Raw genomic sequence first — 15,635 nt, 5'->3', positions numbered from 1 at the left:
GGTTCGGTCTTCCTGGTTGTTTTTCGGAAGTCCGGCCGACCTCGAAGGCCGATCGGCCGGAGGGTGACAACCGGCAGCCTCGCGGCCGCCGGCGACGAGCGGTCGGACCGCTCGCATCAGGCGACGGCATCCGGCATGCCGCTCAGGCGGCGGAGCCGGAGCCGTCCGGGTTCACGTCAGGGCTTCACGCGACCGTAGTTCACGCCGATCAGTGCGCCGTAGGACTGGTCGTAGCCAGCCTTCACGTCGACGCGGCTGGTGCTCGACGAGCCGTAGACGAAGCCGAAGTTGCCGCCGACGAGGCCGCCCAGTCGTGCGTAGCGGCCGCCGGAGACGGTGCCGCTCGACGACGACGCATTAATGAGGCCGCCGCTGTTGCCGACGAGGCCGCCGACGTAGCTGGCGTCGCCGCCCTTGACGGAACCCGTCGCGCGCGACTGGTCGACTTGCCCGGCCAGGAGGCCGACGAGGCCGCCGACATTGCTCTGCGTGCCGGCTTCGACGTCGCCCGACGCCGTCGAGCGTGCGACGGTGCCGCTCTCGTTACGGCCGACGAGGCCGCCGGCCAACGAGAAGTCGCCCGCCTTCACCGCGCCCGTGGCACGGGAATCGGCGATCGTCCCGGTATTGCGGCCTGCGAGGCCGCCGGCGTAGCTCGATTGCCCGGCCAGGACCTTGCCGTTTGCGCTCGACGTGCGGACGAGGCCCTGGTTGAGCCCCACGAGACCCCCCGCCGTGCCGGCGTTCCGAACGGTGACGGTACCCGATGCGTTGGCGGAATCCAGCGTGCCGGTGTTGACCCCGGCAAAGCCGCCTGCCGTGCCGTTGTCGCCCGCGGCCACGTTGCCGGATGCGTCGGACGCCTCGATGATGCCGGCATTCGTGCCGACAAAGCCGCCGACCGTGCTGTTCTGGTCGCCGGTCACGTTGCCGCTGGCGAGGGACGTCTCGATGAAGCCGTCGTTCGCGCCCGCGAAGCCGCCGAGCGTCGATTTGCCCGTGGCCCGGACCTGACCTTGCGCGTCGGACGCATGGATGCGGCCCGACTTGCCGTTGCGCCCGGCGAAGCCGCCGGCGAGGCTGTCGGCGCCGGCGACGACGTTGCCCGTCGCGGTCGATTCGTCGATGTCGCCGTCGTTGTAGCCGGCGAAGCCGCCGGCCGCCGCCTTGCTGCCCGCCGTCACGTTGCCGTTGGCCTGCGACTTCATGATCCGGCCGCTGTTCGTGCCGACGAGACCGCCGACGGTGCTCGATGCGGCCGCGAACACGTCGCCGTCGGCCGTGGACGCGTCGATGTTGCCCAGGTTCACGCCTGCGAGACCGCCTGCGACGCTACGCTCGCCGACGCTTACCTTGCCGCTGGCGCGCGAATCCGCGATGGTGGCCAGGTTGAGACCGACGAGCCCGCCCGCCACGGCATTGTTGCGCGCGGTCACGCTCGCGGACGACGACGACTGCTTGACGATGCCGCTGCCGTCGTTCATGCCGACGAGCCCGCCGACCATCGACTGGCTGCCCGTCGCGTTCACGCTGCCGGTGCTCGACGAGCGCTCGATCATGCCCGTGTTGCGCCCGACCAGGCCGCCCGTGGCGCCGTCGTGCGCGGCGTTGATCTGTACGTTGGCCTGGCTGTCGCGGATCATCGCCGATACCGGAGGCTTGTTCAGCAGCGTCAGGTTCTCGCCCACGAGGCCGCCGATCGACTGCGCGTAGCGATCGCCGTCGATGCGGCCGGACACCTTGGCGTGCTCGATCGTGCCGCCGTAGTTCGAGCCGACGAGACCGCCGATGATCGCCGTCCCCGTCGCCGAGACTGCGACGTTGTCGGCCGTCACGTTCGAGATCGTGCCCGAGTTGCTGCCGGCGAGCGTGCCGACGGAAATCGGATAGCCGTACGGCAGACCCGATGCGGTCGTCGCGATGTCGCGCAGGTTGAGGTTGGCGATGCGGCCGGCGTTGTGCGAGAACAGGCCGACGGTCGTCTGGCCCGGGTTGGAAATGCGCAGGCGCTCGACCGTGTTGCCGAGGCCGTCGAATACGCCGTAGAACGATTGGTTGCCGCCGATGCTGCGGAGGCTCGTATTGGCACCGTCGATCGTGTTGCCGATCACGTAGCGGCCGCCGCGGTTCGAATCGACGTTACGCAGGTCGGCGACGGTATGGAGCACCTTGTAGTCCTCGCCGTTCGAACGGAACGACGCGTTGTCGCCGGACAGCGTCACGGCAGCGCCGTTGTTCAGCGTATGGCCGTTCTTCGAATTGAGTTCGAGGTATGCATGGCGGCCGGTGAGCTTGACCGCCTCGTCGATACGGATCTTGTCGGCGGCGTTGACGTTCAGGCTCGCGTTCGCGCCGGTGGCGGACACCGTTTGCTGCAGATCGACGTTGCCCTTCTGCGACGTGAGCGTGAGTGCGCGGTCGCTGTTCCACGCGACCGGGCCGCCGACCGTCAGGTCGCCCTGCGTGTTGGTGAGCGCGACGTTGGTGGTGCCGAGGTTGTTCGACAGCGTATCGGCATCGATCGAGGCGTTGGCCGGATAGAGACTGTCGATCTTGTTGTTTGCGACGCCTGCATTGGCCGCTTCGATGGTCCAGGTGCCGGCGGTGTTGCCCGCACGCGTGTCGACCGTGGCGTCGCGTGCAACGCGAACCTGCTGGCCGCGCGTGACGACGGAGCCTGCCGGCGCCTCGGCTTCGGCGGCGCTCGCGTCGAGCTTGCCGGCGACCGTGACCGTGTCGCCGTCGAGCGTGATCTTGCCGCCGTCGAGCGCGATCTTGCCGTTGAGGTCGGTGACGAGCCCCTTCGCTTCGATCGTGCCGGTGTTGTTGACGACGGCGTTCAGCAGGTTGCCCGCGGCGCGCGCGGTCATCAGCACTTCGCCGCCGTCGGCCTTGAGCAGGCCGCCGTTGCTGGCCTGCGCGTCGACGGCGCCGCCTTCGACCTGCAGGCTGAGCAGGTCGTTGCCGTCGAAGTTGACCTTGAACGCATTGCCGGCGCCGAGCGCGACGCGGCCCATCTTCGCCTGGATCACGCCGTTGTTGGACACGCGCGCGCCGAGCAGCGCGACGCTGCCGCCGTCGGCGGCGGCGATGCGGCCGTCGTTGACGATCGATGCGGTGGAGTTACCCGAGAAGCGATAGTTGCCGGCGAGGAAATCGGCGTCGGCGATGTTCTGGGTGGACGCGACGAGGCCACCGACGTTGATCTGCGCGCCGGAGCCGAACAGCACGCCGTTGGGGTTGACGAGGAAGACCTTGCCGTTGGCGTCGAGCTGGCCTTGAATCTGGCTGCCGTTGTTGCCGACCACGCGGTTCAGTGCGATCGACTGCTTGCCGGGCTGATGGAACGACACGCGCTCGTTGCCGGCGATGCTGAAGTCGTTCCAGTTGGTGATGAGCTTGTCGGTGTGCTGGTTGATGGACATCGACTTGCCGTCCGCGTCGCGCAGAATGTCGGCCTTGCCGGCGGTGATGTTTTCGCCGGTGGGCAACGCGAAGGCGGGCAGCGAGGTCAGGCCGAGCAGGGAGAGGGCGGCGGCGACGCGCTTGGCGCTGCCGGGTTTGGCGCGCCGGCGCGCGGTTTCCCCGACGGCGCTCCAGCATCCTTGGGCTTGGTTCCAGACCAGTGCGTAGGTCTTGTTCATGAGTTTTTTCCCTTTTAAAAAGGACTGGGAGATCGCTTCGGCTTGGTTTGTATACCTAACGAAGCGGTGAAGGCGGAAAGACGTGGCATGCACGTTTCCGATGGTGCGGGCGGTTGCGCCGCCCGTGCTACTTGCGGCCCATCCCTGCCCGACGAGCCGCTCGTCGAATGCCGCTCAGAAATACTGGGCGGCCTGCAACCAGACGCTCGGCGAGCGCGTGGCCGATGCGACCGGATCGGCGTAGCCGATCGGCAGCGCGGCGGTGACGCTGATTTGATGGCGCGTGCCGAACCAGCTCGCGCCGATACCGAGCGACGACAATTGCACGGTATTGCGCTCGCGCGACCAGCGCTGCTTGCTGAGCTGGATGCGGCCCGTATCGGCGAATGCGCTCAGCTGCAAGCCGGGCGAGGCGAGATAGCGCAGTTCGGCCGTGGCCTGCCAGCCCTGGTCGCCGCTGCCGGCGCCGAGCGCGAACGCACGCACGCCGTACGGGCCGCCGAGGCTGAATTTCTCTGACGAGTCGAGATTGCGGGACGACAGTTGTGCGCTGAATTGCGTATAGAGCTGGAATCGCGAACCGAGCGATTGCAGTCGCAGTGCGCTGACATTCAGTTTTGCGAACTGGCCCATGGTGTGGACGTAGTAGTCCATGTCGAGCGGATCGTTGCCGCTCAGGTGACCGATGCCGACGGTCGCGGAGAAGCCGGTGCGGCCGCCGCCGCCGAGGCTGTCCTGGCGGTTGCCGCTCACGCCGAACGACCACAGATCGACGGTCTTGTCGTTGACCACGTCGAACGCGCCGTACACGTCGCGCAGGTGCTTGTTTTCGTAGACGACCTGCGCGTCGACGCTCGTGCGCCGGCTGCGCAGCAGCGGCTGCGTGACGAACGCGGAGCGGACGTCGGCGCCGCCGTGGTAGCGAAGTTCCTTCAGACTGCCGCCGATCCGGTAGTTCATGTCGGAATAGGCGACGCCGACGCGAGTGGATGCGGGGCCGACCGGCACCTGATACGCCGCGCGGTAGTAGCGCTGGTTCGTGTTGCTCGTCAGGCCGCGCAGCGAGAAGCGATCGCCCAGGCGCAGCGGCGCGTTGACGTCGACGCTGCCGGTCGCGCGATAGCGGCCGGTCAGCGGATCGCCGAAGTTGTCGAGGTCGATCGAGCCGGTGGCGAAGCGGGCCGGTTCGGCATCGATCACGAGGTCGGTCGTGCCGGGTTCGCCGCCGGGGCGCAGCGTGCCCTTCGCATCGACGCCGGGCATCTCGTTCAACAGCATGAGGCTGCGCTCGAGACGGTTGCCGTGAGCGATTTCGCCGGGCTGTAGTGAAGCAAGCGGCTGACGCAGCGCGCGATCGAGCACGCGCGTGCGGTTGTGCAGTTCGATCTGCCCGTAGCGGCCTTCGACGACGGCGATGCGCACGACGCCGTGTTCGATGTCCTGGCGCGGCAGATACGCGCGGGCGAGGACGTAGCCGTGTTCGCGATAGTAGGTTGTGATTCGACCCGCGGCCTGTTGCAGGTCGCCGAAGCTCAGCTCGCGGCCGACGAGATCGACGAGTAGCGCGTCGAGTCGCGTGGCAGGAATCGCTGCGTTGCCTTCGATCGCGAATGCGCTGACCGGGATGCGCAGGCCGTCAGCCGCGGCAGGCGAGGGCTCTTCGCCTGGTGCGGGCATCGCGAGATCCGGTGCGGCAGGAGCGGGCAGTGCCGGGCGGAGTGTCTCGACGTCGCGTAGCGACTGGCCCGCATTGGGCACCTGGACCTGTGCATGCGCGACAGCGTGAAGCGATAGCGCGAGGCTGGTCAGGCACGCGATGCGGAACCGGCCTGATCGCCTTTCGGTGACTGGTTTGGCGTGGTCTGGCGGGCAGGCACGGAGCGCGACCGCAACCGTGGCGGGAGGAGGGGCAGGTAATTGCGCCGGCATCGCGGGCGTCCCGGGCACGGCGTCAAGAGAATAGATGATGCGGATTTTCGACCTCGATCGGTTGCGCCTTTGGGCCGATGCATGGTCTTTCGCCTCGGCCGTTTGGAATGCCGAGGATGTTACGAAATGCTTCCTTGGATGAATATGGAACAAGTACGAGTGACTTGTCCCCATCATTCATTCTTGTCAGATTATTCGATTCACTTGCATCCGAGCTCAGGATGCCGATGCGTGGCGTCTCCACGACAGCCGCTTCAACGCAGCAAGCATCGGTCGCTCGATCCATGCATGACAGGCGTAGCCGCACGCGCAAACAGCGGCCAGCGTCGCGACCACGGCCGCCATGCCCGACCCCGTGACGGCATCGAGACGCACGCCGACGATCTTGTTCGTCGCGCCGATCACATACGGATGCAGCAAATAGATCGAATAGCTCGCATCGCCGAGCCGGGCGAGCGTCGCGTTTCGAATGGTCCAGCCCCACAGGTCGAGCGCGACCGCGGCGACGATCAATACGCAGGCCGGCACGCCCCACCAGAAGACACGTTCAAAGCCGGCCGGCGTGCCGAACAGGGTGGCGGCGAGCGGTATCGCCGCGAGCGCCGTTGCGGCCACCGCGAGCCACGCGACGCGCGGAAGACTTCCCGCGATGCCGGTTTCCAGAAGGCGACAGGCGAGCACGCCGAGCCCGAATTCGAGCACGAACGGCTGGCCAAGATGGGCGACGACTTCGCTAGCCGGGCCGCCGGCGGCCACGTATGCGCAGAGCAGCGCAAGCGCGAGCGCCGAGAACGTCGTTGCATGACGGGCGCGAACGAACCCCATCGATCCGGCGATGGCGAGGTAGAACAGCATCTCGTATTCGAGCGTCCAGCCGTTGAGGTTCAGCGGCCCCCAATGGCCGTTCTCCTTCACGTAGGGCACGAACAGCAGCGACTTGACGAGATAGTCGATGCCGGCCGTCGTCGAATTCAGCCAGTGAGGCTTCACGACCGCGATCGCGAACACGCCGAGCGTGGTCAGCCAGTAGAGCGGCACGATCCGGATCAGGCGCTTGCGCAGGAAGTCGCGTCCCTCGCGCGGCGTGACGACGGACATGATGAAGCCGCTGATGACGAAGAAGACATCGACACCGGCCTGTCCGAACGGAAGCACGCCCATGTGATAACCGACGACGGCGAGCGCCGCGAACGCACGTGCGCACTGGAGGTTACGGAAGAGGCCGGAATGGAATGGGAAGGTCTGCATGTCGAGTTCAGCGGGTGGTGTCCGTGTGCGGCCGGTGATCGACCTTCGGCTTGGTTGGCGCGTTCGGTTGCCGCGTCCCGTTCATCGCTGCATCGCGCTTCGACCGGCACCGACCGGCCCGCGAATCGAATCCCGCGAACTGAAGCGCGCACAGCAACGCGACGCTCGACAGGTGGCGTGTATAGCTGCCGAGATCGGGTTCGAACAGCATCGATACGGCGACGTGACCGATGACGACACAGGCGAGCAGGTCGCGCGCCGGATGCGAGCCATGCCGTGCACGACGCCACACGGCGGCCAGCACGATCCACACGAACAGCTGCATCGCGAGTTCCTTGGGTCCCACGTCGAACAGCAGCGGCAGATTCAACCGCAGCACCCCATACGCATAGTTCGCGCAGAAGGCAACGAACGAATCGGGCACGACCGGGTTGTAGAAACTCGTGCGCGCGCCGAACGGCGAACCATAGGCGAGATAGTCGGCCGCCATGTCGCGAGGATGCTGGAGCAGGTAGTACACGTCCGACGGCAGCAGGAACAGCGTGATCGCACCCGCGCCGATCAGCAGCGTCTTGCCGCGCCATGACACGTGCCGGAACAGGAACGCGGCCAGCGCGATCGCGAGAATCAGCGCGAAGTAGCTGCGCACGACGGCCGCGTAGCCGGCATAGAGCGCAACGACGGCCACGAAGGTCCACGCGGTCGAGCGCCGCTGCGCGATGCCGGCCAGCACGAGCGCGATCAGCACGACGAGCGTGTCCTTGCTCGCGACGAACAGGTTGAAGAACACGCACGGCGCCAGCAGCACGACGGTCGCGGCCAGCGACCCGAGGCGCCGGCCTTCGCCGACGATCCGCCAGATGAACACCGTGCCGATCGCGGCAACGAACAGCGACGTGCCGGCCGGGCCGAGCAGTGCATAGAACTTCGCGACCGCATCGAACGAGGTGCCCTCGTAGGTGCTGCCGCCGCCGATCTGGCTCTGGATCTTCTCCGCATCGCGGAACACGAACTCGGGCAGGAACGTGTCGGCCTTCGCGTAGACGATCCAGTAGACGAACACGATCATCGCGCCGACCGCGCGCGTCACGCCGCGGCTCAGTGCCGGGCCACCGGCAATCAGGTTACGCAGCATGCAGGGCCGCCTCCTTGCGCGTGGCCGCGCGGGACCGGCCGGTGCGCGCGACGATCAGCGCCAGCGTGGCGACGATGCCGGCGCTGGCTGCCAGATGCGCGATGGCCGCGCCCATCGCGCCGGCGTGAGCGATCAGGGTCCACGCAAGCGGCAGGTACGACAGCGTGAGCGCGATCATCGACAGCATCACGGCGACACCGGTACGCAGCGCGATCGCGGCCGTCCACAGCACGTCCGCCGCGCCGCGCAGCACGAACGACACGAGCAGGGTCGCGAGCAGCGCGAACTGGCCGGTGGCGGCCGGTTCGTGCGCGAGCGCGAGCAGGTCGCGATGCAGTGCAAGGACCGCGGCCGCCGCGATCGAGGTGACGGCCACGCTGGCCATCGTCGCTCGAGCGGCCAGCCGGGAGAAGGCATGCGGCGCGTCGGCCAGCACGCGCACGAAGCGCGGGCCGGCCGTCACGACGACGCTCGAGAACGCGAGTGCCTGGATCGCGTTGGCGATCGACCACGCGAACACGTACCGGCCGAGTGCATCGGCGCTCAGGTGGCCGCCGCCGATGAACCGCTCCGCGTATTGCAGCGACGCGAGGACGATGCCGGCCACGTAGAACGGCAACCCATGCCACCAGACCGACACCACGCCGCGTTCGCGCGCGGCCGGTGCGTGAGCCGTCCGCGGGCTGCCGCGCGCCTCGCGTGCCGCCCGGCGGATACGCCACCACGCAAGCGCGACGACGCACGCATTGGCCGCGAACCACAGGGCCAGGACCGCATCGATCGAATCCAGCGCACCGACGAGCAGGCCCGCGCACGCGAGGCCGGCCCACGCGCCCGTGCGGACGAACAGCAGCAGCGAGCCGGCGCGCGGTCGATGCAGCGAGAACAGCCAGCCGTTCGCCTCGAATGCCGCGTGCTCGGACAGCGCGACGAACAGCACGCACCACGCGAGCCGCGTCGACAGGCCGAAGCGGACGAGCAGGCCGGCGTCGCCGTTGCTCGTCGCAATGGCGAGCGTCGCAATGAGCAGCAGGTAGAGCCCGCCGTACGCGAGGCAGAGGGTGCGCATCGCGCCGAACGCGGACAACGGATCGGCTTCGCTGAGCCGCCGGTTGAGTTCGGGGCTGAAGCCGAGGCCGAGCAGTTTCGACGCGATTACGGTCGCGGCGACCGCAAGCCCGTACGCGGCGACCGCGTCGAAGCCGAGCGTGCGCGCGACGACGATCGCGAGCGCGAATTTCAGGCCGAGCGCCAGGCCGCGCAGCAGCAGGCGCGTCAGCATGGCGTGACCTCGTCGGCTTCGATGGCCGTATCGATGTCGGAATCGGCCCGATGGGCGGCGCGCAGCGTGTCGATCACGCGCGCGCGTGCGGCGCGGATGCGTGCGAAGCCGCCCTGCGCGGCCTGCCAGAACGCCGTAGCCGCGCCGGGCGCGAGGATCGTCCGGCAGACGCGCGCCGGATCGAACTCCGCGCCGTTGACGACCCAGTCATCGAGTTTCATGTCTGCATACGCGCCGAAGCCCTTGCGTTCATAGCTGACGTGGAACGCGGGGACGCCATGCAGGATCGATTCCAGCGCGCCGTGCAGGCGAACCGACACCGTGACGTCCGGCCGGTCGGTTTCGAGAAGCGTCTTGAGCGGCGTCAGTGGTTCCTCGATGCCGAGGCTGCGGTAGTACGCGGGGTCGTCGTTGCCGCGCCCCGTGCTTTGCACGGCAAAGCTGACCCGGCACGTCGCGCGCACCTGTTCGACCAGCTGCGCGATCGATGCGTCATAGCGCGCGCGTCGTGTCGCGCTCCAGGCGGGGGCGCGGCGCAGCACGAAGGCGACATGGCGGACGGTGTCGCGCGTCGGCGCGGCCTGCCGAAGGATGGACTCGCCGCGATGTCCGAAGTCGAGCACCGCGAGATCGGGCGCGCGCCGCGTGTTGGGATTCGCGGCGAGGAAGGCGGCCGAACGGTCGTCGCGCACGAACACCGTATCGAACGCGCCGAGCAGCGACTGCAGATGCGTGCCGACGGCGCGTGAGGACAGCACCGGGCCGATGCTTTGCGGCAGATAGACGGCGGGCTTGCCGGACGCGCGCGCGGCCCGCATTTGCAGCAGGTGGCCGGCTTCGAGCTTGAGCGCTTCGAGGGCGGTGCGTGCGCGCAGATAGCCGCCGCCGACGCCGACGATCAGGTCGACTTCGTCGAGCAGGCCGCGCAGTGCGTTCAACCTGCGGTTCATTCGAATGGGCAGCGCGGCAGCGGCGGCACCGACGAGCCGGCGCTTGCCGCGTTCCGCGAGCACGGGCGCTGCCCATACGTCGTCGTACGCCGGAAACGAAGCCGGATCGGCCGCGACGATCGACACGCGGACGGCATCGCCGAAGGCTTCACGGAGCAGGCCGACGGACAGGTCGACCAGCAGGCCGTCACCGGAATTGCGGGCGCTATACGCGTGCAGCAGCGCGACGTGAGTAGGGTGCGTCATTCCGGACCTCGTCTGGAAAGGGTGTGATAGAGGTCGAGCGTGTGCGCGACCATCGTTTCGGCGGAGAAGTGACCGAAGGCCGCTGCGCAGTTCGCGCGCATCGCGTCGCGTGCGGCCGGATCGTTGGCGAGCGCGACGATCGCGCGGGCGAAACGCGTGGTGTCGTCTTCGTTCTGCACCACGACGCCGATGTCATGCGTGGCGATCAGCTCGGTCGCGCCGGACACCTGCGTGGCGACGATGGGCACGCGGGCCGCCATCGCTTCGAGGCACACGTAGGGAAAGCCTTCGTAGCGGCTCGGCAACGCGAACAGGTCGAAAGCGGAGAAATAGCGGCTCGCCTGGTTCACGCGGCCGACGACGTGAAGATTCGGCGGCAGATCGACGTCGTCGCCGGCCGCTGCGATGAAGTCGCCGGAACCGATCGCGACGATCTGCACCGAGCGGCCGCAGTGGCGATACACGCCGCGCGCGATCCGCACGAGACGATCGATGCCTTTCTGATGATCGAAGCGCCCGACGAAACCGACGACGCGTGCGTCGAGCGCGATGCCGAGTGCGCGTCGTGCTTCCTCGCGCGACATCAGGGCGGGCGGCCGGACGCCGTTGACGATCGTCTTGATCCGTGCGGCCGGAATGCCGAGCGCTTCGTTCAGGTGTTGCGCCTCGTCGTGCGACACGGCGACGATCCGGTGCGTGCAGAGGCGGCCGAGCAGCCGCTCGATCGTTCCGTAGACGCGGCGCTGGCGGTTGCCCAGCGTCGGGTTCAGCGTATAGACCGCGTGCGGCGTGTAGACCTGCCGCCACGGCCCGACGCACAGGCGCGCGATCGCCCCGGCTTTCGAGCTGTGGCTGTGCACGATGTCGGGACGGATGCGCAGCAGGTGGCGATAGACGTGGCCGACCGCGAGCGCGTCGCGCCAGCCGACCGCGCGCTGCATCGGCACCGCCTGCACGCTTGCGCAGCGCGACAGCACGTGCGCATCGAGGATCGTGGCGTCGAAACGCGGGCCGTGCGGCACGATCAGGTGCAGTTCGATATCGTCGGCGGCGCTCAGTCCGTCGATCAGGTCGGCGAGATGGACGGCCACGCCGCCGCCCGCGGCTTCGACGACGAGGGCGATCCGCAGGCGCGCCGCGCGGGCCGGCGCGTGCCGGGCGCGCAATCCGGTTGCGGCGGAAGCGGCTGCCGGTGCGACATCGCGGCTTGCGGCGCGTTCGAGGTGACGGGTATCGCTCATCGCGGCTCTCCCCGGCGGTGCGACACGAGTGCGCGCAGCGTGCGGACGACCGACGAGGCCAGTCCGCAGCGCGACGGCGCGTAACGATATTGCGTATAGCGATAGGCGCCGTAGCGCGAGCCGTACCGGCCGACGTGCGGATCGACGCCGTTGAGCAGCACGCCGCTCGCGGCGACACCGTTGTGCGTGAGGCGACGCATGGTTTCGTCCAGCTCGGCGACGCGTGTCGACGCGGCGCGCGCCGTGAGCAGCACGGTGCCGGCGTGGCGGCCGAGCGTGACGGCGTCGGTCACCGCGAGAATCGGCGCCGCGTCGATCACGACGACGTCATAGCGGGCCGACAGCGCGTCGAGCAGGGCGGGGACGCGTTCGTCGTCAAGCAGTTCGGACGGATGCGCGGGCACCGCGCCGGTCGGGATGAAGTCGAGGCAAGGCACCACGTCGCGGTGGGTCACGTCGGCCGGCGCGGCCGTGCCGGACAGCAACTCGGCGAAGCCGCGCTCGCGCGGGACGCCGAGCGATTCGTGCAGATGACCCTTGCGCAGGTCGCCGTCGACGAGCAGCACGCGCTCGCCGTTGGCCGCGAGCAGCGCCGCGAAGTTCGCCGCGACGAACGACTTGCCCGCGCCCGGCGCGGGGCCGGTCAGCAGCAGCACGTTGTTGCGCGCGCCCTGCATCGCGAAGCGCAGCGCCGTGCGCAGGCTCCGCAGGCTTTCCACGGCAGGATCGTGCGGGTGCCGCGCACTCAGCAGGTTCGGCCCCGGTGCGTGCTGCGCGATGCGTCGCGCCATCTGCCGCTGCGCCGCCGAGTCGGGAATCGTCGCGTAGACGTCGATGTCGAGATGCCGCTCGATCTCGTCCGCGTGGCGGACGCCGCCGAACAGGAAGTCGCGCGCAAAGGCGAGCGCGATGCCGAACGCGAGCCCGATCAGCGCGGCCGCTGCGATGACGAACGGCCGCTTCGGGCGCACGGGATCCTCGGGCACGATCGCCGTATCGACGAGCCGCACGCTGCCGGTCTTGCCGGCCTTGACCAGTTCGAGCTGCTGCGTGTTCGCGAGCAGCGCCGTATAGAGATCGGTGTCGACCTTCACGTCGAGCATCAGCCGCACGGCGTTCTGCTGCAGGTCGGGCAGCCGTCGCACCTGGTGCTCGAAGCCGCGTTGCTCGCGGCCGAGCGTGGCGATCTGCGCATCGAGTGCGACCATGTCGGGGTGGCCCGGCGCGAAGCGCGTGGCCATTTCGTCGCGCTTCTGCTGCAGTTCGAGGCGGCGCGTGGTCGCGTCGGCCGTCTGCTGCAGGATCAGCTTCGCTTCCTCGGTCAGGTCGATCGTGCCGTTCGCGTTGCGCAGGTCTGTGTAGCGCTGCTCGGAGTCCTGCAGTTGGCGCTTGAGCACCGGCAGTTGCGCGTTGAGGAACGCGAGCGATTGCGCCGCGTCGGCGGACTTGCGCTCGATGTGCTGGCGCACGTAGTGGTTCGCCACCGCCTGAAGCTGCGACTGGATCCGTTGCGGGTCGGGGCCGCGCAGTGTCGCGACGATCACGCCCGACTGCTTGATCTTCTCCTGCACGTCGAGGCCGCGCCGCAGCGTGTCGATCGTCTCGGCACGCGATTCGCGTACGAGCGTGAAGCGGGTGGCAGGATTCGCGTCTATGTGCGCGATTTCGAGTGCGATCGGGCCGCTGGCGGTCGGGAACATCTCCAGGTGCCCGATGCGGCCGGTGACGGCCGACGGCAGCGCGGATCCGGTCAGCCGGTAGCGCTGGCTGTCGAGCCGCGTCAGTTCGAAGCGCTCGCCCTCGAGTGCCCGGGGGACGTCGAAGCGGGCAGCCACGATCGCTTCCTCGCCCCACGCATAGCCGCCGAAACCGAGGAGGCCGGGGTGCGCGAGGCCGGTGTTGAAGCGCGACACGAAATCGCCGACCAGCGGAAAGCGCTTCGGCTGCGCGACGATGTAGCTGCGCAACTCGTCGACGGCGCGCGTGACGACGAGCCGCGACGCGAGAATCTGCGCTTCGGCCGCGGCGCTCGACTTGATGTCGAACAGCGACGACACGTCGCCGAGCATGCTTTTTGCAGCGGACGTGTCGCCGCTGTCCTCGACCTGGAGCAGGATGTCGGCCTGGTATTGCGGCGGGGCGAGAAACGCGTACAGCGTGCCGGCGCCGACGCAGGCGGCGGTAGCGAGCGCGATCAGCCAGCGCTGGGCGGCGAGCACGTCGACGACGCCGGCGAGGTCGAGCTCGGCGCCGCGATCGTGCGATCGTTCGCGGGAAACGGGTGAGGTCATCGATTCGGTCCGGAAAGCGGGGTGGAGGAGGAAGCGGCCGGCGCGATGCGCGCGCACCACGCGTCGACACCGCGCTCGATGAGCTGCAGGCTGTGTTCGAACGACGCGCGCGGGCCGAGATAGGGGTCGGGGATGTCGAAGCCATGCGCGGCGGCGCCGAGGCGGAACACGCGGCCGCACAGGAACGGGTGGCGGCGCTCGAGCCAGCGCTTCTGCTCGAGGTCCATCGTCAGGATCAGGTCGGCGCGCGTGACATGCCGTGTCGACACCTGGCGCGCGCGGTGCGGGGCGAGGTCGAGGCCGCGCTCGCCCATCAGGTCGATGGCGTGCGGGTCGGCGGGCTGGCCGTCGAGTGCGCCGATGCCGGCCGACCGCACGTCGACGCCGGGCAGGCGCGCGCCGAGCAGCGCCTGCGCCATCGGGCTGCGGCAGACGTTGCCGACGCACACGACGAGCAGCGTGGCGATGGCGCTCATTTGACGGCGAGCGCCGCGGTGGCGCTGGTGTTGACGCCGGGCAGCAGCAGGCTCAGCACGCGGCTGAAGCGCACCAGGCCGTTGCCGTCGACGTAGACGATGTCCTTCGGCTGCAGCGCGAACTCGTTGGCGAGCACCATCGACACCGGCGAGCGCGCGTCGAGGTGGAACACCTGCGGATCGCCCGTCTGCGAGCCGCGGATCACGAACATCTGCGCGGCGTCGGCGGTATTCGCGTTCACGCTGCCGGCCTGCGACAGCGCGTCCGACAGCGTCAGCCGGCCGTCGCGCAGCGGCACCGCGAGCGACGGCTTGTTCACTTCGCCCATCACGTACACGCCGTAATCGCTGCGCGACGGCACGTGCAGCAGGTCGCCGGCAGCCAGCACGACGTCGGCCGGATTGCGGCCGTCGCGCAGCATGCGCGTCAGGTCGAGCGGATAGGACACCCCGTCGCGCACCAGCGTCATGCGGCTCTGGTCGGCGCCCGTGCCGAGCCCGCCCGCGCGGCCGAGCGCTTCGTAGAGCGTCATCGGCACGTCGTTGACGGGCTGCGCACCGGGCGTGCGGACTTCGCCGTCGATATAGACCTGCTGAGAGCGGAACGACGCGACGCGCAGCGTCACTTGCGGATGGCGATAGACGCGCGACAGCGCGGCGGCGAGGCGGGCCTGCGCGGCGTCGGCCGTGAGGCCCGCGACCGGCACGCTGCCGGCGAACGGGAACGCCACGTTGCCGTGCGGATCGACGACGAAGCCCGCGACCGGGTCGGCCGCGCGCGGCGCGTTCTGCTGCGCGGCGCCTTGCGCGGCCGCGAGTTCGGGGTGATCCCAGACGGTGATCTGCAGCACGTCGCCGGCGCCGAGGCGGTAAGCGCCGGGCGTGGCTGCCAGCGGGCCGGGCGGCAGGTTCGGCTGCTGCGCGGCCTGCGCGTCGAGCTGGCGGATCAGGCTGGCGTCGATCGTCGTGATCCGGAACGGCAGGGCACTCGCGTTGGCGTCAGCGTGCCCGGCCGGCCGGCCGTCGGTCGTGGTGGTCGGTGCGCTCATCTGCATGCCGGGTGCGAATGCACAGGCCGACAGCGCGACGCTGACCGCTGCGGCCAGCAGCGTGCGCACGCGGTAGGGACGTGCGGATCCAGCCCGCTCGATCGTGGCGGAAGTCATCAGTCATCCTTATCGTGGTGCGGCGAC

The 15,635-nt window shown here is 69.0% G+C and carries 10 protein-coding genes; all 10 read right to left on the bottom strand.

What is annotated here, in order from left to right; genetic code table 11:
• Positions 1–176: 176 nt before the first annotated feature.
• Positions 177–3,737, bottom strand: coding sequence for a GLUG motif-containing protein (locus tag QZM35_RS27750; protein ID WP_301777232.1), 3,561 nt, complete (start codon positions 3,735–3,737; stop codon positions 177–179).
• A gap of 81 nt (positions 3,738–3,818) precedes the next feature.
• Positions 3,819–5,726, bottom strand: a complete 1,908-nt coding sequence (locus QZM35_RS27745; RefSeq protein ID WP_367620796.1) for a ShlB/FhaC/HecB family hemolysin secretion/activation protein — start codon at positions 5,724–5,726, stop codon at positions 3,819–3,821.
• Positions 5,727–5,789: 63 nt separating this feature from the next.
• Positions 5,790–6,821, bottom strand: coding sequence for an acyltransferase (locus tag QZM35_RS27740; RefSeq protein WP_301777231.1), 1,032 nt, complete (start codon positions 6,819–6,821; stop codon positions 5,790–5,792).
• 7 nt (positions 6,822–6,828) lie between these two features.
• On the bottom strand, positions 6,829–7,956 hold the full coding sequence (locus QZM35_RS27735) for a hypothetical protein (protein ID WP_089428509.1): 1,128 nt from the start codon (positions 7,954–7,956) through the stop codon (positions 6,829–6,831).
• Positions 7,946–9,238: a polysaccharide biosynthesis protein gene (locus QZM35_RS27730; protein ID WP_089428508.1), complete on the bottom strand. Its 1,293-nt coding sequence runs from the start codon at positions 9,236–9,238 to the stop codon at positions 7,946–7,948. Before QZM35_RS27730 ends, QZM35_RS27735 begins: the two co-directional genes overlap by 11 nt.
• A complete protein-coding gene (locus tag QZM35_RS27725) occupies positions 9,232–10,434 on the bottom strand; it encodes a polysaccharide pyruvyl transferase family protein (protein ID WP_089428507.1) in 1,203 nt (400 codons plus the stop codon). The genes QZM35_RS27730 and QZM35_RS27725 overlap by 7 nt, the downstream gene beginning before the upstream one ends.
• Positions 10,431–11,675, bottom strand: a complete 1,245-nt coding sequence (locus QZM35_RS27720; protein ID WP_301777230.1) for a glycosyltransferase family 4 protein — start codon at positions 11,673–11,675, stop codon at positions 10,431–10,433. The genes QZM35_RS27725 and QZM35_RS27720 overlap by 4 nt, the downstream gene beginning before the upstream one ends.
• Positions 11,672–13,966: a polysaccharide biosynthesis tyrosine autokinase gene (locus tag QZM35_RS27715; RefSeq protein ID WP_301777229.1), complete on the bottom strand. Its 2,295-nt coding sequence runs from the start codon at positions 13,964–13,966 to the stop codon at positions 11,672–11,674. The genes QZM35_RS27720 and QZM35_RS27715 overlap by 4 nt, the downstream gene beginning before the upstream one ends.
• Positions 13,963–14,442 (bottom strand): low molecular weight protein-tyrosine-phosphatase, encoded by a 480-nt coding sequence (locus QZM35_RS27710; RefSeq protein ID WP_089428505.1) that lies wholly within the window; start codon positions 14,440–14,442, stop codon positions 13,963–13,965. Before QZM35_RS27710 ends, QZM35_RS27715 begins: the two co-directional genes overlap by 4 nt.
• On the bottom strand, positions 14,439–15,608 hold the full coding sequence (locus QZM35_RS27705) for a polysaccharide biosynthesis/export family protein (protein WP_089428504.1): 1,170 nt from the start codon (positions 15,606–15,608) through the stop codon (positions 14,439–14,441). The genes QZM35_RS27710 and QZM35_RS27705 overlap by 4 nt, the downstream gene beginning before the upstream one ends.
• Positions 15,609–15,635 lie beyond the last annotated feature (27 nt).

It is taken from the genome of Burkholderia sp. AU45274, assembly GCF_030482505.1.
In the GTDB taxonomy this organism is placed as follows: Bacteria; Pseudomonadota; Gammaproteobacteria; order Burkholderiales; family Burkholderiaceae; genus Burkholderia.
This window is presented reverse-complemented; position numbering and strand designations above follow the sequence as displayed.